Consider the following 21,610-nt stretch of genomic DNA (forward strand, 5'->3'; position numbering starts at 1 on the left):
TATCGTACCGTTCGCCACCTTGTCCTATCGGCAGGGCGCGATCAGCGGCTCGCGCCGGGACGCCACAATATGTCGTCCGCGCCACGGCCGTTCACCCAGCGGGCGGCGACGAAGAGGAAATCCGACAGCCGGTTCAGATAGGCGAGCACCTGGCTGCCGGCCTCAGCGGCGACGGCGCTGCGTTCGGCACGGCGCGTCACCGCACGCGCCAGATGCAGCGCGGCTGCCGCCGGATGGCCGCCGGGCAGGACGAAGCTGGTCAGCGGCGCCAGGTCCGCGTTGAGCGCATCGATCGCCGCTTCCAGCCGCGCGACCTGCCCGGGTATGACACGCAGCGCGCCGTCGATGCCCTCCGGCGTCGCGAGGTCGGCGCCGAGATCGAACAGGTCGTTCTGGATCGCCAGCAGCGTATCGGCCGGACTTACGCCGGCCAGGGCCGCGACGGCGATGCCGATCGCGCTGTTCGCCTCGTCGACGTCGCCGATCGCGGCCATCCGCGGGTCGGCTTTCGACACGCGCGATCCGTCGACCAGCCCGGTCGTGCCGGCGTCCCCGGTGCGCGTGTAGATGCGGTTCAGGCGGACCACGAAGGCGGCAGGACCGATCAGGTGCGGCCGGCGAGGAACAGGATCAGCACGACGATGGTGATCGCCAGCGCCTGGAAGAAGATACGCATCTGCATCATCTTGTTCGACTTCAGCGACGCGGCGCTCGGCCCTTCGCCGTTCTTCACCTGATCGGTCGATTCCTGCAGGAACGCGATGATCCCCCGCACCAGCGCGACGACGGTGGCGATCATCGCCGCAACCAGCAGGATGGCGAGAAAGGTGTTCATGCCTGCCAATCTACGCCTTTGCGGCGGCAAATCCAGTAGGAAGCGCACCCCGGCGCAGCAGGTTCGCGAGCGCGCGTCCGTCCTCGCCCGCGTCGCGCAGGGCCGCCAGCGTCGGCGCGCGATCGCGCTTGGCGAGGCGTTTGCCGTCCGGACCCGTCAGCAGCCGATGGTGGCGGTAGTCGGGGGTGGAAAGCGCGAGCAATGCCTGCAGCAGGCGGTGGATGTCGGTAGCGCGCAGCAGGTCTGCTCCCCGCACGACCTCCGTCACGCCCTGCGCGGCATCGTCGATCGTCACCGCGAGATGGTAGCTCGCCGGGGCGTCCTTGCGCGCGAGAACGATATCGCCGAACGCCGCGGGATCCGCCTCCTGCGGACCCGCAAAGGCGTCCGTCCAGCGCAACGGGCCGGCCACGGCCACCGCCGCGTCCATCGTCAGGCGCCAGGCATGCGGCATGCCGGCCGCGATCCGCGCGGCGCCTTCCGCGACCGAGAGGCGCCGGCAGGTGCCGGGGTAGCAGGTGCCGTCGGGTCCGTGATGCGGTGCGCTGACGCTCTGGGCGATCTCGCGCGCGATGTCGGCGCGCGTGCAGAAGCACGGATAGAGAAGGTTTCGCGCACGCAGCCGCGCAAGCGCGTCTTCATAGAGCGCGAGCCGGTCGGACTGGCGCACCACCGCGCCGTCCCAGCTCAGCCCGAGCCAGCCAAGGTCGTCGATGATGCCTTGGACATGCTCCTCGCGGCTGCGCGTGCCATCGATATCCTCGATCCGCAGCAGGAAGCGTCCACCCGCGTCGCGTGCGCGATCGTGCGCCTGGATCGCGGAAAACGCATGGCCGAGATGGAGCACACCCGTCGGCGACGGTGCGAAGCGCGTGACGAGGGTCATGGCGTGGCACCATACGGGGCGAAGCGAAACGCTTGACCACGAATCGCCCGTCGTGCTGTCATACCGGCGTCATCCTCGTGGACGACACGGTCCGCGGGCAAGACCCCGAGGGAGGAGCCGTGTTTCATCCCGATCTTATCCGCCACCCGGACAGTTGCCCGGCGCTGGTGCTGAATGCGGATTATACGCCGCTGTCCTATTATCCGTTGAGCGTCTGGCCGTGGCAGACGGCGATCAAGGCCGTGTTCCTCGATCGGGTGGATATCGTCGCGCATTACGAGCGAGAGGTGCGTTCCCCGAACGCGGCGATCAAGCTGCCATCGGTCATCGCGCTCAAACAATATGTCCGTCCGTCGCAATTTCCTGCCTTTACAAGGTTCAACCTGTTCCTGCGCGACCGCTTTGCCTGCCAATATTGCGGCATTGGTCGGGACCTGACGTTCGACCATGTCGTGCCGCGCGCGCAGGGCGGTCGGACGACATGGGAGAATGTCGTCACCGCCTGTGCGCCGTGCAACCTCAAGAAAGGAGGGCGCACACCCAAGCAGGCGGCCATGCCGTTGTATGTCGAGCCGATCCGCCCGACCAATTGGCAGCTACAGGAACATGGCCGCGCATTTCCGCCCAACTATCTCCACGACACGTGGCACGACTGGCTCTATTGGGACGTTGAGCTGGAAGCCTGACGGGAGGAACGATGCGCGCGGCTTTGGTGACGATGGCGGCAGTGGCCGCGCTGCTGGCCGGCTGCGGCAAGCGTGAGGAGCGGCTCGCGGAGGCGGACGCCAATGCCAGCGCGGCGGGGTTCGTGCCGCCCGCGGTGACCAGCCGCATCGATTTCGCCAGCGCGATGGAGCGCCGCTTCCGCACGCTCGACCGCAACGCGGACGACCGGGTGACGCCCGACGAGCTGCCGCGCAAGGGAAGCCGGATCATGGATCTCGACCGCAACAAGGATGGCGCGGTCAGCCAGATCGAATGGAGCGAGGGGACGCTCAAGCGGTTCGACCAGATGGATCTCAACCACGACGGGACGGTGACGTCGGAGGAGGAGGCCGAATGGCGCGCCGCACGGGACAAGGAACGCGGCGCGAGAACCACGCCAGCGGACTCCGTGATCGGCGATACCGTGGCGAACGTGTCGGGCAACGCCGCCGCGCCCGGGCGCTAGGACGGACACGCGAACCTGCCGCGGTGGACAAGCTGCGCTTGCCCCCGCCCCATCGTCTCGACGGTTGACCTCGCTTCCGCCGCAGCGCAGCATCTTCGGCATGGCCAGTTCCTCCCCAAACCTGCCGCCCATCGCCAACAACCCCGACGTCCGGTTTCTGGGCGCCAAGCTGGGTGAGGTGATCCGCGGGTACGGAGGCGAGGCGCTGTTCCAGGCGACGGAGGCGATACGCCGCGCCTCGGTGGAACGGCATCGCGACGGCGGCGACGGCGATGCGATCCAGGCGCTGCTGACCGGCCTGTCGCTCGACGAGACGCTCGATTTCGTCCGCGGGTTCATGCTCTTCTCGATGCTCGCCAACCTCGCCGAGGATCGGCAGGGGATCGCCGCGGACAAGGACGCCGACGTCGCCGCCGCGCTCGCGCGGCTGGACGGGGAGGGGATCGACCGCGCGGCGGTGCTGCGCCTGCTCGGCCATGCGCTCGTCGCCCCCGTGCTCACCGCGCACCCGACCGAGGTGCGCCGCAAGAGCATGATCGACCATCGCAACCGCATAGCCGAGCTGATGCGGCTGAAGGACGGCGGCGCGAAGGAAACGCCCGACGGCGACCGCGTCGACGACGCGATCGCACGGCAGATCGCCCTGCTGTGGCAGACACGCGTGCTGCGGCGCGAGCGATTGTACGTCACCGACGAGGTAGAGACCGCGCTCAGCTATCTGCGCGACGTGTTCCTCCCCGCGATTCCCGCCCTCTACCAACGCTGGGACCGTGCGTTCGGCGAGCGCGTGCCGAGTTTCCTGCGCCCCGGCAGCTGGATCGGCGGCGACCGCGACGGCAATCCCTTCGTCACCGCCGACAGCCTGCGCACGGCGCTGCGTCGTGCGTGCGAGACCGTGCTCGTCTTTTACATGGATGCCGTCCACGCTTTGGGGGCGGAACTGTCGATCTCGACCGAACATGCCGAGGTCGAGCCTGCGGTCGCCGCACTGGCCGACGCGAGCGGCGACGCGGCGGCCAGCCGCAGCGACGAGCCCTATCGGCGGGCGTTGTCGGGCATCTACGCGCGCCTGGCGGCAACGCATCAGGCGCTGGTCGGCAAGCCGGCGCCGCGGCCAGGGCGCCTGACCGGAGAGGCCTATGCCGATCCGCAGGCGTTCCGTGCCGATCTTGCTGCGCTCGCGCACGGCCTGTCGCAGGGCAGCACGCTCAAGTCGAGCGGCGCGCTCGGCCGGCTGATCCGCGCGGTCGAGACCTTCGGATTCCACCTGGCGACGCTCGACCTGCGCCAGAATTCCGCGGTGCACGAACGCGTCGTCGCAGAGCTGCTCAAGGTCGCCGGCGTCGAGGAGGATTACGGCGCGCTCGATGAGGCGGCGCGCGTGGCGCTGCTGCGTCGCGAGCTGGCGAACGCGAGACCGCTGTCGAGCCGCTATGCCGATTATTCGGAGGAGACGCGGTCCGAGCTCGCCATCGTCGCGGCGGCGGCGGAGGCGCACGATCGCTACGGCGCGGCGTGCATCACCAATTACATCGTCTCGATGGCACAGTCGGTGTCCGACCTGCTCGAGATCAACCTGCTGCTGAAGGAGGTCGGGCTCTATCGCCCGGCCGCGGACGGCGCCGCGCCGACGGCCGCGATCATGGCGGTGCCGCTGTTCGAGACGGTCGGCGATCTCGAAGCCGCACCCGGCATCATGACGGACTGGTTCGCGCTGCCCGAGGTCGCGGCGATCGCCGGGGCCAGGGGTCATCAGGAGGTGATGATCGGCTATTCGGATTCGAACAAGGACGGCGGCTATCTGACCTCGACCTGGCAATTGTCGAAGGCGTCGACGGCGTTGCGGCCGGTCTTCGAGGCGGCGGGAGTCGGCATGCAATTGTTCCACGGCCGCGGCGGCGCGGTCGGGCGGGGCGGCGGCTCGTCCTTCGCGGCGATCCGGGCGCAGCCGCCCGGGACGGTACAGGGACGCATCCGCATCACCGAACAGGGCGAAGTGATCGCGGCCAAGTACGGCACGCGCGAAAGCGCGATGACCAATCTGGAGGCGATGGCTTCCGCGACGCTGCTCGCCAGCCTGGAGCCGGCGCGCCTGTCCAACGCGGAGAATGCGGAGTTCGGCGCGGCGATGGATCGCCTGTCCGACAAAGCGTTCCACGCCTATCGCGACCTCGTCTACGGTACCGAAGGATTCCGCACCTTCTTCCGCCAGATGACGCCGATCGGCGAGATCGCGGGCCTGAAGATCGGCAGCCGTCCGGCAAGCCGCAAGAAATCCGACGCGATCGAGGATCTGCGCGCCATTCCCTGGGTATTCAGCTGGGCCCAGGCGCGGGTCATGCTGCCGGGCTGGTACGGCGTCGGCCAGGCGCTGGATGCGTTCGCCGACAAGGGCCTCTTGCGTGAAATGGCGCAGGGCTGGCCGCTATTCGCCTCCACCCTCGCCAACATGGAGATGGTCCTGGCGAAGTCGGACATCGACATCGCCGCGCATTATGCGGACCTGGTCGAGGATGCGGACCTGCGCAATCATGTCTTCGGCCGCATCCGCGACGGCTGGCATCGCACGGTCGACGGCCTGCTGGACGCGACCGGACAGACCCGCCTGCTGGAGAAGCATCCGGCGCTCGACGCGTCGATCCGCCTGCGCCTGCCCTATATCGAACCGCTCAACCTGTTGCAGATCGAGCTGATGAAGCGGCATCGCGCAGGGGAAGACGATCCGCGGATCGGCGAGGGTATCCTGCTATCGATCAACGCGGTGGCGACCGCGCTGCGCAACAGCGGGTGAGGGCCGGCGCCGCCTCGATCCAGCCTCGCAGCTAGGACCGGACGGCCGGCTGAACCCAGCCGCGCCCGCTCTTCAGGTCAAGGGTCAGGTCCCATTCGCCCAGGAACTGCATGCCGATGTTGCCATCGATGATCATGCCCGGAAAGACCCGCGCCTTGCCGGCATGGACGACTCCGGGTGCGATCTCGGCGCGGGTCGGCTGCGCGTCCTTGGTATCCGCCCGGAGTCCGAAGTCGGCGGCATAAGCGGGCGCGACGAAGATGGTCGGGCCGGCGTTGGCGGAATCGAGCTCCATCCAGGCCATGCCTCGCGCCGTCCTTACCCCGATGTTGACGTCGATGCCGCCCTCGTTGAAGCGCGCGAGCCGGATCGGCACCTCGCGGCCGTCCCGGATCCGCGCGGCGCGGCCGGCGGCATCCTCCACGACGATGCGGCGGCTGGCGAAGTGCAAGGTGACCGTTTTCCCGTCGAACAGGTCGAGACCGACCGCGCCCGCCAGATGCCCTCCGTCCTGCGCGATCTCTTCGAGGTCGTAGACGATGGTCGAGGAGGCGCGGTACGCCCGGCCTGCCATGGAGAAGGCGACATCGTCGCAGCGCGGCGTGTCCAGCCGCTCGCCGAGCATGCGAAACGCGACCACATTGCCCCAGGGACGACAGCCGATGTCGCGGGCGACGTCGGGACCGATCATCGTCGTGCCCTCGCCCGTGTCGAACAGGAAGGTCCGGCGTTTCCCGCCGACCTCCGCCTCCACGGTGAACTGCTTGCCGCCGAGCAGCGCCATCGGGATCACCGATCGTGCGGCCGGCGCATCGGCAGCGAGCATCGCGGGTGCGGACGCCATGGCGAATAGCGACGAAATCAGGCGAGCGATGGTCATGCGGCGGATATCCTCCCGCCACCAGGTGTAGATCGTTTACAGTTGTAGTCAATGCGCGGTTGCGCTGCTTCGGCCTTTCAGCATCCGATCGCGAAGCGCGACCATATGCGCGAACTGACGGTCGCCGCCTGCAAAATGTTCGGCCTGTTCGCGACGGCGTTCCTCCGCCTCGATCGCGGCATCGGATTGCGTCCGGACCTGCCCGGGCGGGGGTGGCGGCGGGGGCGGGCGCATGCATTCGTAGCGCATATGCTGGTCGCGCCGCGCATTGTCCGCGATCGCATGCCTGTAGTCGGCGGCAAGCGGCGTGTGGAGAAGCGAGCGGACGAACGCGTCGTCGCGCACCCGACGCGCGGTGACATAGGCCTCGACCGTGCCGGGATCGCAATGCGGTACGACGAAGACCTGATAGCGGTCGACCGCCTCGCGAAACTCGGTCCTGGCCCGCGAGTCGATATGCCGCGCCACGATCGCGCACGGCGTCAGCGCCAGGACGACGAGGGTGCAAAGTCGCCATGCCCGGTTCATCGCGGCGCATCCTCCAAAAAGGGTGCGGCCATCTCCGGTCGTACGCGCAGCAGCCGCCCCGTCGCGCGGTCGATGAGCGCCCAGGTCGTCACCGCCTCCACCTTCACGCGGCCGTCGGCGCCAGTGAAGCGGACGTGTCGATCGAAGCGCGCGCCCTTGGGCGGTTCGGGTACCCAGGTTTCCCCGCGCACCGTCTCGCCGGCCGCGACATTGCCGCGATAGTCGATCTCGTGCCGCGTCACGACCCAGACATAGGCGTCCTGCTGGTCCGGCGGGGCCACCGCGGCCCAATGCGCGACGGCGATATCCTGTATCCAGCGCACCCAGACGGCATTGTTGACATGGCCGAGTTCGTCGATGTCCTCGGGCCGTGCGGTGATGGTGAGCGTGAAGCGGCTCATGCCGGCTGCGCGCGATTGCGCCACCAATGGATGGCGGCACCGACGACGGCGATCAGCACCAGCCCGCCGATCAGCCAGGGGAGATGGGCCGACACCTTGCCGATCATCCGTTCGAACGCCTTGCCGAACAGATAGCCGATGCCGGTGAACAGGATGCCCCAGACGATTGCCGACAGGCCATTGACCAGGACGAAGGTCTTTGCCGGCACCTTGGTCGTGCCGATGGCGATCGGGCTGACGGTGCGGAAACCGTAGATGAAGCGGAAGGCGAAGATGAAGCCGATCGGCCAGCGCTCCAGCCACTCGGTCGCCTTGGCGAAGGCGGGCTTCTCCCTCGCACGCTTGACGAGCCGATGGTCGCGGAAGCGGCGCCCGAGCGCAAACCAGGCCTGATCGGCGGCGAACGAGCCGGTCGCGGTGGCGATCATCGCGCCGACCAGCGGCAGCAGCCCCTGGTGCGCGGCGACACCGCCGGCGACGACCACCGTCTCGCCCTCCACCGCCGCGCCGACGAACAGCGCCGGCAGGCCGTAATGCGCGATAAGCTGGGCGAGCGTCACGCTGCGGTCATTCCTCTATGCCCAGCTGCCAAAGGACGAAGGCATGTTCCTCCGCCGCCTCGCGCAGCGATTCGAACCGACCGGACTTGCCGCCATGGCCCGCGCCCATGTTGGTCTTGAGCAGCAGGATGTTGTCGTCGGTCTTGGTGGCGCGCAGCTTCGCCGCCCATTTCGCCGGTTCCCAATAAGTGACGCGCGGGTCGTTGAGTCCGCCGGAGATGAACAGCGGCGGGTAATCCTGCGCGACCACATTGTCATACGGACTGTAGCTGCGGATCAGGTCGAATGCCGCCTTGTCCTCGATCGGATTGCCCCATTCCGGCCACTCGCCGGGGGTCAGCGGCAGGTCGGCATCCATCATCGTGTTGAGCACGTCGACGAAGGGCACGTCGGCGATCACCGCGCCCCACAAGCCCGGGTCGGAATTGACGATCGCGCCCATCAGTTCGCCGCCGGCGGAGCGACCGGCGGTGGCGATGCGACCGGCGCTGGTCCAGCCCCGTTCGATCAATCCCTTCGCCACGTCGACGAAGTCGTTGAACGTGTTGGTCCGCTTGTCCAGCTTGCCGTCGTGATACCATTGCTGGCCCAGGTCGTCGCCGCCGCGGATATGCGCGATGGCATAGGCAAAGCCGCGGTCGAGCAGGCTCAGGCGCCCGGTCGAGAAGCCCGGCGGGATGGCATAGCCGTAGGCGCCATAGGCGTAGAGGAAGAGCGGCCGCGACCCGTCGCGGGCGAAGTCCTTCGGATAGACGATCGACACGGGCACCTCGGTGCCGTCGCGGACGGTGATCTTGAGCCGCTCGGTGCGATATCCCTCGCCGTCATAGCCGGAAGGGATCTCCTGCACCTTCAACGTCGTCAGCCTACCGGCCGCTGTGTCATAGTCGTAGACGGTGCCCGGCGTGACCATGGACTCATAGCCCAGCCGGATCACCGTCATGTCATATTCGGGATTGTCGCCGAGCCCCGCGGTATAGCTCGCCTCCGGAAAGGCGATCCGCTCCGCGACGGTCGGCGCGTCATAGCGGTGTATGGCGATCCGATCGAGGCCGTCCTCGCGCCCCTCGACCACGAAGAAGTCGCGGAAGCATTCGACGCCGGTCATGTAGAAATGCGGGTCGGGGGCGATCAGCTCGGTCCAGTCGCCGGGGCTCACGATCGGTGCGGTGACCAGGCGCCACATCGGATCGATGTCGTTGGTATGGATGAACAGCGTGTCGCCGTGCGTATCCACGTCATATTCGCGCCCCTCCTGCCGGGGAGCGACCAGGATCGGCGGCGCGAACGGGTCGTGCGCGGGGAGCAGCCGCACCTCGCTGGTGACATGATCGCCGGTGCCGATGATGATCCACTTGCGGTCGCTCGTCTCCGCGACCGCGACGCGATAACCCTCGTCCGCCTCGTGGAACAGTTCGACGTCGTCCTCGACCGGCGTGCCGAGCCGGTGGAAGCGCGCATTGTCGGTGCGCCATTGGGCATTGGCGAGGCCGTACAGGAATCCGGAATCGTCCGCGGTCCAGACGATGTCGGACAGCATGCCCTCGATCACCTCGGGAAGGTGCTCGCCCGTCGCCAGGTCCTTGATCCGGACGGTGAACCGCTCCGATCCGTTGTCGTCGATCGCATAGGCGAGCTTGCCGCCGTCGTTCGACACAGCGAAGGCGCCGAGCCGGAAATAGCCCTTGCCCTCCGCCAGGGCGGGTTCGTCGAGCAGCAGCTCGTCGTCGCCGCCCGCGACGGGCCGCCGCCACCATTTGCGATACTGGCCGCCCGTCTCGAACGCGGTCCAGTACAGCCAGTCGCCGTCCTTCTGCGGCACGGAGGATTCATCCTCCTTCATCCGCCCCTTCATCTCCTCGTACAGGCGGTCGACCAGCAACTGGTGCGGCGCCATCGCCGCCTCGAAATAAGCGTTCTCCGCGGCGAGATAGGCGAGCACGTCGGGGTCGCCGACATCCGGATAGTCGGGATCCTTCAGCCATGCATAGGGATCCTCGATCGTCACGCCATGCGCGGTGAAGCTGTGCGGACGACGGTCGGCGACGGGGGGCTTGGGCAGGGTCGGATCGGTCATGCGGCCTTCATAACGCGGTGTCCCGCCAAGTCGACGCACGCCGGGAATCGACATTCCGCATGCCGACGGCAAGATCATCCGTGATGGATGTCTCCGCTTACACCCGCCGCCTCGTCTGGCTCGGCCTCGTTTGGCTGGTCGGCCTCGGCGTGTCCTTCGCCATCGCGGCTGACCGCGCGACCTGGGCGCTGGAGGTCATGCCGGCGCCGATCGTCTTCGCCGCCCTCGTCGCGATGCGACATCGCTGGCAGGCAAGCGACCTCGCGCTGGCCCTGATCGGCGTACACGGCCTCGTTCTGATGACGGGCGGCGCCTATACCTATGCGAAGGTGCCGATCGGCGTCGTCCTGTGCGACTGGCTGGCATCTGGCTCGCAATCCGTTCGATCGGATCGGGCATTTCTGCCAGGGCTTCGTCCCGGCGATCGTGCTGCGCGAACTGGTGATCGGCCTTGGCCTGATCCGTCGCGGCACGTTTCTCGCCCTTGCCGTCCTCGCATTCTGCCTGGCGATCAGCGCCGCCTATGAACTGATCGAGTTCGCGGCCGCCCAGGCGCTGGGGCAGGGGGCCGATGCGTTCCTAGGTGCCCAGGGCGATCCCTGGGACACGCAGTGGGACATGCTGACCTGCCTCGTCGGTGCGGCGATCGCGCTGGCCACGCTGTCGCGGATCGACGACCGGCTGATCGCTCAGGACCGCGATGGATAAACTTTGATCCACGTGCGTGGAAGCGGTACCGCGCCGATCCAGCCTTGCCGGATCGCACCGCAGTTGTCCTCCACGCCGCCGGCGGGCATGAGCGAGCCAAAGACAAAGGGAAGGCCAAGCACATGCCGGGCGGATTGGTGGCGCTGCTAGACGATATCGCGGCGATGGCGAAGCTGTCGGCGGCGAGCCTGGACGATGTCGCGGGTGCGGCCGGTCGCGCGGGTGCAAAGGCGGCGGGCGTGGTGATCGACGATACCGCGGTCACCCCGACCTATGTCACCGGCCTGTCGCCTGCCCGGGAATTGCCGATCATCTGGAAGATCGCCAAGGGCTCGCTGCGCAACAAATTGCTGTTCCTGTTGCCCGCCGCGCTGGTGCTCAGCGCGCTCGCGCCCTGGGCGATCACGCCGATCCTGATGTGCGGCGGCGCCTTCCTGTGCTTCGAGGGGGCGGAGAAGATCCTGGCCGCGCTGACCGGCGGCCACCATGGCGAGGAGAGCGCGGCGATCACCGATGCCAAGGCGCTCGAGGACCGGCAAGTCGCCGGCGCGGTCCGCACCGACCTGATCCTGTCGGGAGAGATCATGGCGATCGCGCTCGGCGAATTGACGGGGGAGACGCTGCTCAACCAGGCGATCGCCCTCGCGCTGGTCGCGGTGGCGATCACGGCGGGCGTTTATGGCCTGGTCGCGTTGATCGTGAAGATGGACGACATCGGCCTGCACCTTGCGCGTAAGCCCGCGACGCGGACGATCGGGCGCGGTCTGGTGGCGGCGATGCCGCGGGTCCTGTCGGCGCTGTCCGTGATCGGCACCGCGGCGATGCTTTGGGTGGGCGGCGGCATCATCGTGCACGGCCTGGAAAGTTTCGGGGTCGCGGCGATCCCGCACGCCATCCATGCCGTGGCGGAAGGCGCGGCGGCGCCGCTCGGCGCGATGGCGGGTGTCGCGCGGTGGCTGATCGGCGCGATCGGCTCCGCGTTGATGGGGATCGTGGTCGGCGGCGTGATCGCGGGCCTGCTGCATCTGCTGCCCCGCCCGTCCGAGGGCCATCCGGCCGGCTAGGGCCTGATCCACGTGCGGGGAAGCGGTGCCTGCCCTCACCCCCGCCCCGATCAAGCCTTGCAGAATCGAAAAAGAGCGCCGGAAACGTCTGCGCCGGCCATGTACCTTCGGCACCCGGCCTTGCCGCGCGTCCGCGTCGTCAGGCTGCGTTGCTTCGCAGCATCGCGACGATGCGGTCGCATTCCAGCTGCAATGCCTCCGTCCGCTCGCGCATGGTGCTGCTGATGGTGCGGGTGCGCAGCGCGACCGAGGATGTCTGCACGAACGTCTCGCGAAGCGATTGAAACGTGTCCCGCGCCGTTACGGTACTCCGTTCGATCGCCGCGATCATGCCCCGGATCTCCGCATTCATCCGGTTTTGCGTCGATGTCGTCTCCACCGTCTGCACCGCGGACGCCGCCAGTCGATCGAGCGCGACACGCAACGCGTCGCTGACGCCGACGGCGGACGTGGTCGCCTGGCTGATCTCCTCGATGCGCGTGGCGATCTCCTGCGTCGTGCCGGCGGTCGCCTGGGAGAAGTTTCGCACCTCCTGCGCGACCACCGCGAAGCCGCGGCCCATGTCTCCCGCGCGTGCCGCCTCCATCGCGGCGTTGAGCGCGAGCAGGTTCGTCGCCTGGCTCAGCGCGGCGATGCGCTGGGACGAGCGTTCGATCGACGCCACCGATCGGATCAGCGTCGCGTTCGCGGCCTGCGCGGTTTCCGAATGGCTCGCCGCCTCGATCGTCGTCTCCGCGGACCGGCGCGCCTCGCCGGCGATCACATCGAGGTTCCCCGCCAAGGCGCGCAGGTTTTCGAGCAATGTCGATGTCGTCTCGCTCGCCTGGGACGAAAGGCTATGCGCGACTTCCGCCTGACCCTGCTGGTCGACGATGGTCGCGAGCGTCGAGTCCGCACTGGCATCGAGGTCGTTGGCGGCGCTGCGCAAATTGGCGATCAGCGCGCCGACTGTCTGCTGCAGCCGATCGGCGATCCCTGCCGCTGCGGCGGTCATCTCCCTGCGATGGCGCGCGGCATCGGCAATCCGGCGTTGCGCCTGATCCTCGCCGTCGCGACGGGCTTGTTCCGCCTCGCGCAACGCGGCCTCCGCCGCGCGACGCGCCTCGTCCGCGGCGACGCGGGCCTCCTCCGCCGCGACGCGGACCAGTTGCTCCTGCGCGGCGGCGGCGGCGGCGAGGCGCGATTTGGTCGCCAGATTTCTGCTCAGTCGGCGCACGCGCTGGATGAGCGCGCCGGCGACGAACAGGAACGCGGTCAGGAACGCCAGCGTCAGCGGCGCGATTTCCAGCAGCGTCTGCCACGCGGGCGTCAGCCGTCGCCACGCGATCCTGCCGAGCGGGCGACCGCGCCAGTCGCGGATCATCGTTGCGGCATCCCCGCCCGGGCCGGCGTTCGCGGGCATCCAGCGCAGGTTCGCGAAGCCGAAGCCGCGTTCCCATTCCGCGAGTATCGACGCGTCGATCACGCGAATGTCGACGAAGATGCGGTACGTGTCCCGGCGCCACCGGACGGGTCCCTTTTCCGCCACGATCGGCGAGAAGGCGATCAGCGCCGGCTTGCCGCCGAAACGTCCGATGAGCACCGTCGCGTCGTGGCGCGATCGGACCGCGGCATCGTCCGACGGCAGGCGGTCGAGCAGCGCACGGAGCAGCGAGGGCGCGATCATCCGGTCGAGCGGCGGCGCGGCGCGGTCGGGGATATGCCCGTATAGCGTGCGCCCCGCGGCGTCGATCACATAGCTCCGCCCGATCGGCGTTCCCCATTGCGAGCGCACCCAGCGCATATCCATGGTGCCATAGGCATGGGCGACCGCATCGTCCCAGGCGGCGTTGATATACGTCTCGTTACTGATCCGCGACCGCTCGCGATCGAGCGCACCGGCGATCGTCCCGGCCGCCGTCTGATTGGCCTCGCGATCGGCGCAGAAGACGAGCACGGCGATGATGACCGCAGAGGCAAGCAGCGCGAGCGCCACGAGGCTCAGCAGCAGGCGCGTTATCGCGCTGCTTTCTTCATCGTGTTTCTTGCGCAGCCGGCTGCGGAACAACCGATGCTGACGTGCCGCCCCCTTCATCCGGCAAGTCATAATCAATTTCTTCTAAAAGCCGGTTAACCCTGGGAAAAGAGCTGCGCCACACATCAGGTGACCTAGCCTTTTCATTGCTCAAAATGGCGACATCTCCATGTCGATCGCTCCGATATTCCAGAAAAAGGCGCGCAAAGGGGTAAATTCATGATGCTATCGGACATGAAGACTGTCCTTTAGCCGCGTCTACAGCGCCCCCTACGCGCTGTTGCCATTGCCGGGTGGCCGGTCGATAGACGCAGCCGTGATGACCCAGCCTAATTCGCGCGCCGCGCTTCATGCCGCCCGCCTTGCCGCGCTGCGCGGCCGCCTGTCCGCCGCCGCGCTCGACGGCTTCGTCCTGCCGCTGACTGACGAGCATATGAGCGAATATGTCGGTGACTATGCGCAGCGGCTGGCGTGGCTGACCGGCTTCGAGGGGTCGGCCGGCAGCGCCGCGGTCCTGGCCGACCGCGCGGCGATCTTCACCGATGGACGCTATACGCTGCAGGTCCGCGAGCAGGTTTCGCCGTCGGACTGGGACTATGTCGACGTGCCGCAGGACAGCCTGGCCGCCTGGCTGGGGCGCGCGGCGGAGGCGGGGCAGCGGATCGGCTATGATCCCTGGCTGCACACGCGCGATCAGGTCGAGGCAATGCGCGCCGCGCTCGCCGAACGCGGCGCGGCGCTGGTTGCCGTTGCGGACAATCCGATCGACGCGATCTGGACCGATCGGCCCGCGCCTTCGCCCGCGAAGATGGTCCGCTATGACGAGGACCTGGCCGGCCGGTCGTCCGCCGCCAAGCGGGCCGACATCGCGGACTGGCTCGGCGAACGTCGCGCGGATGCGGTGGTGCTGACCGCGCTCGATTCGATCGCCTGGGCGCTCAACGTGCGCGGCGCGGACGTCGCGCATACGCCGGTTGCGCTCTCCTATGCCATCGTCGACGCGGACGGCACGACCGACCTGTTCGTCGCGCCCGAGAAGGTCGACGACGCGTTGCGCCAGCATCTGGGCAATGCGGTGCGCATCCACGATCGTACCGCGTTCGCCGCCGCGCTCGGCGGCTATGCCGGGCGCCGCATCGCCGCCGATCCCGAACGCGCGGTCGCGGCGATCTTCGACGCGCTCGAGGCGGGCGGCGCGACCGTGCTGGCGCTGCGCGATCCGGTCGTGCTGGCCAAGGCGCTGAAGAACCCGGTGGAGGTGGCGGGGCATCGCGCCGCGTCCGTCCGCGACGGCGCGGCGCTGACGCGCTTCCTGCGCTGGGTCGAGACCGAATGCCCCAAAGGCGGCGAAACCGAATTGTCCGCCGCCGCCCGGCTGCTCGCCTTTCGCGAAGAGACGGGACTGCTGCGCGACACCAGCTTCGACACGATCTCCGCCACGGGGGCCCATGGTGCGAGCCCGCACTATCGCGTCGACGACGAATCGAACGCGCGCATCGTGCCGGGTCAGCTGTACCTCGTCGATTCGGGCGGGCAATATGCGGATGGCACGACTGACGTGACGCGGGTCGTGCCGATCGGTGCGCCCAGCGCGGAGATGCGCGACCGGTTCACCCGTGTGCTCAAGGCGCATATCGCGGTCGCCACCGCGATCTTCCCGGACGGCACGACCGGCGCGCAGATCGACGCCTTCGCACGGCGGCCGCTGTGGGAGGCGGGGCTGGATTTCGCCCATGGCACCGGTCACGGCATCGGCAGCTACCTGTCGGTTCACGAGGGACCGCAGCGGATCGCGATGCCGACCTATGCCGGTGGCGGAACGCTGGAGCCGTTGCGGGCGGGCATGATGCTGTCGAACGAGCCGGGCTATTACAAGGCGGGCGAATACGGCATCCGCATCGAGAATCTGCTGCTCGTCGTGCCGCGCGCGATCGAGGGGGGCGATCCCGACCGGCGGATGCTGGCGTTCGAGACGCTGACCTTCGCCCCCATCGAACGCGACCTGATCGACCCGGCCCTATTGACGGCGCCCGAGCTTTCGTGGCTCAATGCCTATCACGCCGAGGTCGTCGCAAGGATCGGTCCGGTGCTCGATGGAGAGGACAGGGCATGGCTCGCGTCAAAATGCTCACCGGTCACCTGATCGTCGCCGGGACGATGATCGGCCTATTCACCGCCGGGTCCGGCGTCGCCTATGTCGCGGCGAGCGGGCTCGTTTCCGTCGGGTCGCTCGTCACGCACCGCTGACGCGGATCCGCGCAGGTCGCGCGCCTGCGCCTTGCGCCGATGCAGGTTGGCGCGCAGGTTCGCCGCCAGACGGGCAGCACGGGTATCGGCTTCGCTCATCCACCGCCTTATCCCGAAAACGCGGCGGCCTCGCAACCAATCGCTTGACAAGCCGCCCGCCCTCCGCTCTAGGCGCGCTTCCGTCCGACGGACGAGTGCTGCCGTAGCTCAGTGGTAGAGCGCATCCTTGGTAAGGCTGAGGTCGTGAGTTCAATCCTCACCGGCAGCACCATTTTCTCATTGACTTAACCGCCCCTCCGGGGATCGCGATTGGCCCGAAGCCCAAAAAAGGGGTCTTTTTCGCATGGCTGTGCGGCCCTTCCGCATGATCTGAGACTGATCGCAGTTGCGCGAACGACGCTGCGCGAATCGAGCAATTTTGTTGCCTCGCCATCGTCGCTGGCCGATAGTCCCCGGCGAGGCCACCACGCACGGCCTCCGGGGCGTAGTAACCCTGAGCAAGCGGTTGGGCTGCCCGACGTGGCCCAAACATCCTTGACCCTTATGGTCGGGGAGCCTGCGACGTATGTCCAGGGCTTCCCAGCCTAAAGGTCGTAGGGACCGGCTTGCTCGGTTTACTAACTCCCCGATCACCAAGGCTCTTGGGTGAAGTCGAGCGCGGGGGCGTACCGCCATCGACTTTGTTGGGAGAAGCGGAATGCCACGCGGCACCCGCCACATGCTGACCGGCACGCTCCACTGGGACGAGAGCAACCGCAGCTACGTCCTGCACGCGAAGGACGGCGGCTGTTGGTTCGTCGATATGCCCTGGCGATCGCGCCGCCTGCTCGGCCGCGAGGTCACGGTCGAGGGCGTGCGGTCAGGCTTCAACCTGCTCGATGCGGTCCGCATCCGCGACGGGGCGGCGAAGCGGCCGCGGTCGAGGCACCGATCCGCCCTTGCGGCCTCATGGCCCGACAGCGGCGCCTGGCTCGCATCATCGGTCGCCTTCGCCACCTCGGCCGCTCGTGCCGGTTACCGCGGGGGCGAGGCCGCCGACTTCACTGATGACGCAGCGTCTTCTCGAACCCTTCGTTGGCCTTCGTCATCTTGACGAGCCCGCGCAGATAGGTGCGGACGTGCCGCTCGAAGCGGATATCGTCATGGAGCCCGGTCGCGGGATATTCCTCCTGCGCGACCAGTTGCTTCAGCCAAGCGGCGAACGCGGCCTGGTCGTTCACGCAGTCGGCCGTCGCGAGCGCGCGGCAGACCCATTCCTCGGCGGCAGCCTTGTCGAAGTCGTCGCGCGCCTCGTAGCCGCGTCTGTCTGCGGCCGCTTGATCCAGCCGTGATGCCGCGTGGCGGCGTTCCAGCCACCTGCGGACCAAGGCCGCGTCCCAGGGCTTCGACCCATCCGTCATCGCTGATCCCCTTCGGTCCGCTGCGACGGAGCCCTGTTGCGGCCCGCTATAGGATGCGAGGGATCGCTCGGCTACAGGACAGGACCACCAAGGCGGCCGGATCGGACAATGGCAAGACGTTCAAAACAGGATCCCTATGATCATCTTCCGCAGGAAGACGATTCACCCGCGGCGCCGGTCGCCTGCTGGCTCTGCGGCAGGCCGACGGGCAAGACCATCGTCTGGCACCATCCCGTGCCCAAGAGCCGCGGCGGTCGCGACGTCGTCCCGATGCATCCGATCTGCCAGCAGACCCTGACTGCGAATTTCACCAATTCGGAGCTGCAGCGGCACGGCATGAACGTCTCGGGCCTGCTGGATCACCCCAATGTGCGCAAGTTCGTGGATTGGGTCGCCAAGAAGGATCCAGACTTCACGGCCACAATCACCAAGAAGCAGCGCTGACGGCCGCGATCCGGCCGAAGAGGAAGCACGCTTCGAGGCGGACCGGGAGGCGCGTACCGTCCGCCTGCCGGGTCACTGCAGGTTCGAGGCGAGGAAGTCGACGAACACCCGCACGCGCGCCGGCGTGTTCATGCCGCCGACGAAGACGGCGTGAATCTGCTCGACGTCGCCGGGATTGAATGCCTCGAGGATGGGGATCAACCGGCCGGCGGCGATCGCCTGCGCGACGCTGAAGGCCCCCACCCGGGCGATGCCGATGCCTTCCTCGGCGAGCTGGCCCAGCGTCTCCCCGTTATTGGCCTCGATGCTGCCGCGTACCGACAAGGTGAAATCCCGGCCGTGCGCGCGAAACGGCCAGACGGGTTCCGCCCGGCGGAAGTTGAAGTTCAGGCAGGTGTGGCGATGAAGGTCGTCGGGCACCTGCGGCGTGCCGTTTCGCTGCAGATAAGCGGGAGAGGCGACGATCACGCGCCGCGTCTCGCCCAGCTTACGTGCGGTCAGCGTGCTGTCCGGCAGGGGGCCGAAGCGCACCGCTACGTCCGCCTGACCCGCGGCGACGTCGACCAGCGTGTCGGTCAGCGCGATATCGACGAGGATATCCGGGTAGAGCGCGACGAACCTGCCTAGCAGCGGCACCACGCACAGCCGCCCATGGGATAGCGCGGCGCTCACGCGCAGCCTTCCGCGCGGGTTGCCCTGATCGGCGATCTGCTGTTCGGCGTCGTTCAGATCGGCAAGGATGCGGCGCGCGGCCTGGAGGTAGCTCCGGCCCTCCGCGGTCAGCGACAGCGCGCGGGTGGAGCGCAGCAGCAGCCGGACGCCGAGACGTGCCTCGATCCGGTCGATCGATCGCGCCACCGCTGACGGGCTCATGTCGAGCATGCGGCCGGCGGCCGAGAAACTGCCTTGCTCTACGACGGCCGCGAACAGCGCCAGAGCGCGAGCGCGATCCAGCCCCCGGTCAAGTCCCTGCTCCAGCTTTGCATCCATTGCAAAGATCCTCCGCGTTCACGGCGTCTACCAGCCGATGCGGCGGGGGTCCATCTGTGCATCAAGTGATGAATGAGGAGTGTTATGGACTTTCGGCATCTTGAACGGTCCGCCTTGGGCGAACCGGCGCGCCGCTCGGGCGCGGGCAGCACAGGGGACGGACGATGAAGCTCAACCCCGGCCTGCTGGCCCTATCGGTCGGCGCATTCGGCATCGGCGTTACCGAGTTCGCGCCCATGGGACTGCTGCCCGTGATCGCGGGCGACCTTCACGTCTCGATCGCCGCCGCCGGGCTGCTGATCAGCGCTTATGCGCTGGGCGTCGTGATCGGGGCCCCCCTTATGACGCTGTCGACGGGGCGCGTGCCGCGCAGGACGCTGCTGATCGGACTCGCCGGTATCTTCACGGCCGGCAATCTGCTGGCGGCGGTGTCGGATAGCTATGCCATGCTGCTTGCCGCACGCATCCTCACCGCCTTCAATCATGGTGCCTTCTTCGGCGTGGGCTCCGTCGTCGCTGCCGGTCTGGTCGCGCCGGAGCGGCGCGCGAGCGCGGTGGCGGCGATGTTCATGGGGTTAACGATCGCCAATGTCGTCGGCGTTCCGCTGGCGACCTGGGCGGGCGAGCATCTCGGTTGGCGCGCCTCGTTCTGGGGCATTGCCGGACTGGGTGTCGCGACCATGGCGGCATTGCGGCTGACGCTGCCGCCGCTCCCCGCGCCCGATGGTGGTGACGCGATCGCCGAACTGCGCGTGCTGAAGCGCCCGGTGGTGCTGGCCGCGCTCGCGTTGACCGTGGTGGGCTCGAGCGCGATGTTTACCGTCTTCACCTACATCGCACCGATCCTGCGCGAGGCGACACACGCCTCGCTCGGCTTCGTCACCGCGATGCTGGTCGTCTATGGCCTGGGGCTGACGGTCGGCAACTGGCTGGGCGGCCGCTTCGCCGATCGGTCGGTCGACCGCACGCTGATCGTCACGCTGGCCGCGCTGTCGGCCATCCTCGTCGCGTTCGCCGCGCTGATGACGCATGCCGGCCCGAGCGCCATACTCATCTTCCTGTGGGGCGTGGCGAGCTTCGCGCTGGTGCCGCCGCTACAGGTGCGCGTGATGACTGCGGCCGCCGACGCGCCGAACCTCGCCGCTGCGGTCAACATCGGGGCATTCAACCTCGGCAACGCCGCTGGCGCGGCCCTGGGTGGCGGCGTGATCGCCGCCGGGCTCGGCTTTCCCGCGGTCGCGCTCGCCGGGGCGGCGACCTCGTCGATCGGGCTGGCGGCGCTTGTGCTGGCCGGACGTCGATCCGCTGTCCCGGCGCAAACGCCGTGCTACGACTGAGCCGACCCGACGGCGGATGGCCCGGTCTCCGGCCGCATCGCGCGATCCGCGCGGGCAGTCGGAGACCGGCCACGCGCTACATTCTGTTGCGGGAAGAACGCTCGCCGACGTATCGCCCCTGGCGGGCACGGCAAGCGTGCCGCACGGGATTTCCAGACCATGCGCGTGCTCCTGATCGGATTGGGTGACATCGCCCGCAAGGCGTATCTTCCCCTGCTGTTCAGGCGAGCCGACCTCGAAATCCACCTGGCCACGCGCGATCCGGTCGCGCTCGACGACGTCGGCGGGTCCTTCCGCCTCCCGCACCGCTACGCCAGCGCTGGCGAGGCGCTTCGCCGCGCGACGTTCGACGCTGCGTTCGTCCATGCCGCCACCGACGCGCATGCGGAGATCGTCAGGCTCCTGGTCGAGCATGGCATACCCACCTTCGTCGACAAGCCGCTGGCGGACAATCTCGGGGAAGTCGAGGCGCTCGTCGCCCTCGCCCGGCGGCGCGCCACGCCGCTCGTGATCGGCTTCAACCGGCGGTTCGCTCCGGATTATGTCGCCCTCCGCGGTACCGGGGCGAACCTCCTGATGATGGAGAAGCATCGTCACGGGCAACCCGACCTGCCGCGTCGCGTCGTGTTCGACGACTTCATCCATGTCGTCGATACGCTGCTGTTCCTCGCGCCGTCACTGGTCCGCCGCCGCACTATCGAAACCCAGGTGATCGACGGCATGCTGCATGCGGTCGTTCTGACGTTGGCGGGCGACGGGTTCACGGCCGTCGGATCTATGCATCGGGCTAGCGGGATCGATGAGGAACGACTGGATGTCATCGGCGGTAATGTACGCCGATCCGTGCTGAACCTTGCGGATCGCCTCGACGCGAGCGGGACGCAGAGCCTGCACAGGCGGCCGGATTGGGTCCCGGTCGGACGCCAGCGCGGTTTCGAGGCGATGTGCGACGACTTCCTCCGCGCCGCCCGCGAGCGGCGGCCCGTGGACGAGGCTGCAATCCTGGCGACGCACGAACTCTGCGAAGCCATCGTCCGCCACGCGAGAGGGTGAAGCCTGGAGTGGATTGCGACACCTCCCAATCCGTGTCGGGCATCGCAAATAGCCGCTGCGCGGGGTAAATGCCGGATAGTCTCGGGCAGGTCGGGCGCGACGGGCCGGCAAGGCACGGCCGCGGCGTGGGCCCGCGGGACCGGCACCGCAACGGCTCGCCTCCCGCGCCGCGGGGGATGCCTTCCATTCAACGAAAAAACCTGCAACGCATTCGAACTGAAGGC

Annotated in this window: 22 protein-coding genes, 1 tRNA gene and 1 pseudogene; 13 read left to right on the forward strand and 11 right to left on the reverse strand. The window is 68.1% G+C overall.

What is annotated here, in order from left to right:
• Window positions 1-41: 41 nt before the first annotated feature.
• From RF701_RS12235 to gluQRS, 3 genes are read right to left on the reverse strand one after another with little or no spacing between them, the layout of a single operon-like run.
• Window positions 42-587 (reverse strand): cob(I)yrinic acid a,c-diamide adenosyltransferase, encoded by a 546-nt coding sequence (locus RF701_RS12235; RefSeq protein WP_308815103.1) that lies wholly within the window; start codon window positions 585-587, stop codon window positions 42-44.
• Between the two features lie 17 nt (window positions 588-604).
• Window positions 605-835, reverse strand: a complete 231-nt coding sequence (locus tag RF701_RS12240; protein WP_210357359.1) for a twin transmembrane helix small protein — start codon at window positions 833-835, stop codon at window positions 605-607.
• A 10-nt stretch (window positions 836-845) separates the two neighbouring features.
• Entirely contained in the window at window positions 846-1,721 is an 876-nt protein-coding gene (gene gluQRS / locus RF701_RS12245) for a tRNA glutamyl-Q(34) synthetase GluQRS (protein WP_308815104.1), read from the reverse strand.
• A 119-nt stretch (window positions 1,722-1,840) separates the two neighbouring features.
• Here gluQRS and RF701_RS12250 point away from each other — a divergent pair, with 119 nt between their 5' ends.
• The 3 genes from RF701_RS12250 (at window position 1,841) to ppc (ending at window position 5,683) form a co-directional block, all read left to right on the forward strand.
• Window positions 1,841-2,407: an HNH endonuclease gene (locus RF701_RS12250; RefSeq protein WP_203308941.1), complete on the forward strand. Its 567-nt coding sequence runs from the start codon at window positions 1,841-1,843 to the stop codon at window positions 2,405-2,407.
• 11 nt (window positions 2,408-2,418) lie between these two features.
• Window positions 2,419-2,892 (forward strand): hypothetical protein, encoded by a 474-nt coding sequence (locus RF701_RS12255; RefSeq protein WP_238940786.1) that lies wholly within the window; start codon window positions 2,419-2,421, stop codon window positions 2,890-2,892.
• A 100-nt stretch (window positions 2,893-2,992) separates the two neighbouring features.
• Complete coding sequence (gene ppc, locus RF701_RS12260) at window positions 2,993-5,683, forward strand: phosphoenolpyruvate carboxylase (protein ID WP_308815105.1); 2,691 nt, start codon at window positions 2,993-2,995, stop codon at window positions 5,681-5,683.
• Window positions 5,684-5,714: 31 nt separating this feature from the next.
• Here ppc and RF701_RS12265 read toward each other — a convergent pair whose 3' ends face one another.
• From RF701_RS12265 to RF701_RS12285, 5 genes are read right to left on the reverse strand one after another with little or no spacing between them, the layout of a single operon-like run.
• Complete coding sequence (locus RF701_RS12265; RefSeq protein WP_308815106.1) at window positions 5,715-6,563, reverse strand: aspartyl protease family protein; 849 nt, start codon at window positions 6,561-6,563, stop codon at window positions 5,715-5,717.
• A 48-nt stretch (window positions 6,564-6,611) separates the two neighbouring features.
• Window positions 6,612-7,091 (reverse strand): hypothetical protein, encoded by a 480-nt coding sequence (locus RF701_RS12270; protein ID WP_308815107.1) that lies wholly within the window; start codon window positions 7,089-7,091, stop codon window positions 6,612-6,614.
• Window positions 7,088-7,492, reverse strand: a complete 405-nt coding sequence (locus tag RF701_RS12275) for a thioesterase family protein (protein WP_210357353.1) — start codon at window positions 7,490-7,492, stop codon at window positions 7,088-7,090. The genes RF701_RS12270 and RF701_RS12275 overlap by 4 nt, the downstream gene beginning before the upstream one ends.
• Window positions 7,489-8,052, reverse strand: a complete 564-nt coding sequence (locus RF701_RS12280) for a DedA family protein (protein ID WP_210357352.1) — start codon at window positions 8,050-8,052, stop codon at window positions 7,489-7,491. Before RF701_RS12280 ends, RF701_RS12275 begins: the two co-directional genes overlap by 4 nt.
• A 7-nt stretch (window positions 8,053-8,059) precedes the next feature.
• Window positions 8,060-10,129 (reverse strand): S9 family peptidase, encoded by a 2,070-nt coding sequence (locus tag RF701_RS12285; protein ID WP_210357351.1) that lies wholly within the window; start codon window positions 10,127-10,129, stop codon window positions 8,060-8,062.
• Window positions 10,130-10,362: 233 nt separating this feature from the next.
• Here RF701_RS12285 and RF701_RS12290 point away from each other — a divergent pair.
• From RF701_RS12290 to RF701_RS12300, 3 genes and pseudogenes are all read left to right on the forward strand, one after another.
• Window positions 10,363-10,428 (forward strand): annotated as a pseudogene (locus RF701_RS12290) (hypothetical protein); the annotation flags it as partial.
• 22 nt (window positions 10,429-10,450) lie between these two features.
• Entirely contained in the window at window positions 10,451-10,837 is a 387-nt protein-coding gene (locus tag RF701_RS12295; protein ID WP_308815108.1) for a DUF2238 domain-containing protein, read from the forward strand.
• A gap of 122 nt (window positions 10,838-10,959) precedes the next feature.
• A complete protein-coding gene (locus RF701_RS12300) occupies window positions 10,960-11,901 on the forward strand; it encodes a DUF808 domain-containing protein (RefSeq protein WP_308815109.1) in 942 nt (313 codons plus the stop codon).
• A gap of 139 nt (window positions 11,902-12,040) precedes the next feature.
• On the opposite strand, the gene RF701_RS12305 is transcribed toward RF701_RS12300, so the two are convergent.
• Entirely contained in the window at window positions 12,041-13,975 is a 1,935-nt protein-coding gene (locus RF701_RS12305; RefSeq protein ID WP_308815110.1) for a methyl-accepting chemotaxis protein, read from the reverse strand.
• Window positions 13,976-14,234: 259 nt separating this feature from the next.
• On the opposite strand from RF701_RS12305, the gene RF701_RS12310 reads away from it, so the two are divergent.
• The 4 genes from RF701_RS12310 (at window position 14,235) to RF701_RS12325 (ending at window position 17,255) form a co-directional block, all read left to right on the forward strand.
• On the forward strand, window positions 14,235-16,058 hold the full coding sequence (locus RF701_RS12310; protein ID WP_308815664.1) for an aminopeptidase P family protein: 1,824 nt from the start codon (window positions 14,235-14,237) through the stop codon (window positions 16,056-16,058).
• Window positions 16,025-16,162: a hypothetical protein gene (locus RF701_RS12315; protein ID WP_203308930.1), complete on the forward strand. Its 138-nt coding sequence runs from the start codon at window positions 16,025-16,027 to the stop codon at window positions 16,160-16,162. Before RF701_RS12310 ends, RF701_RS12315 begins: the two co-directional genes overlap by 34 nt.
• Window positions 16,163-16,358: 196 nt before the next feature.
• Window positions 16,359-16,433, forward strand: a tRNA-Thr gene (locus RF701_RS12320).
• A 447-nt stretch (window positions 16,434-16,880) separates the two neighbouring features.
• The gene (locus tag RF701_RS12325; RefSeq protein WP_308815111.1) at window positions 16,881-17,255 is read left to right on the forward strand and encodes a DUF5818 domain-containing protein; all 375 of its coding nucleotides are present in this window, start codon (window positions 16,881-16,883) and stop codon (window positions 17,253-17,255) included.
• On the opposite strand, the gene RF701_RS12330 is transcribed toward RF701_RS12325, so the two are convergent.
• Window positions 17,203-17,562, reverse strand: coding sequence for a hypothetical protein (locus tag RF701_RS12330; protein ID WP_308815112.1), 360 nt, complete (start codon window positions 17,560-17,562; stop codon window positions 17,203-17,205). The genes RF701_RS12325 and RF701_RS12330 overlap by 53 nt on opposite strands.
• A 108-nt stretch (window positions 17,563-17,670) precedes the next feature.
• Here RF701_RS12330 and RF701_RS12335 point away from each other — a divergent pair, with 108 nt between their 5' ends.
• Entirely contained in the window at window positions 17,671-18,006 is a 336-nt protein-coding gene (locus tag RF701_RS12335) for a hypothetical protein (RefSeq protein ID WP_210357251.1), read from the forward strand.
• A gap of 72 nt (window positions 18,007-18,078) precedes the next feature.
• Here the strand turns inward: RF701_RS12335 and RF701_RS12340 are convergent, their stop codons facing one another.
• The gene (locus RF701_RS12340; protein ID WP_308815113.1) at window positions 18,079-18,996 is read right to left on the reverse strand and encodes a LysR family transcriptional regulator; all 918 of its coding nucleotides are present in this window, start codon (window positions 18,994-18,996) and stop codon (window positions 18,079-18,081) included.
• A 164-nt stretch (window positions 18,997-19,160) separates the two neighbouring features.
• Between RF701_RS12340 and RF701_RS12345 the strand changes: the two genes are divergently transcribed.
• Window positions 19,161-20,333: an MFS transporter gene (locus RF701_RS12345; RefSeq protein ID WP_308815114.1), complete on the forward strand. Its 1,173-nt coding sequence runs from the start codon at window positions 19,161-19,163 to the stop codon at window positions 20,331-20,333.
• Between the two features lie 159 nt (window positions 20,334-20,492).
• Window positions 20,493-21,386 (forward strand): Gfo/Idh/MocA family oxidoreductase, encoded by an 894-nt coding sequence (locus tag RF701_RS12350; protein ID WP_308815115.1) that lies wholly within the window; start codon window positions 20,493-20,495, stop codon window positions 21,384-21,386.
• The last annotated feature ends 224 nt before the right edge of the window (window positions 21,387-21,610 follow it).

It is taken from the genome of Sphingomonas sp. GV3, assembly GCF_031082075.1.
Lineage (GTDB): Bacteria > Pseudomonadota > Alphaproteobacteria > Sphingomonadales > Sphingomonadaceae > Sphingomonas > Sphingomonas beigongshangi.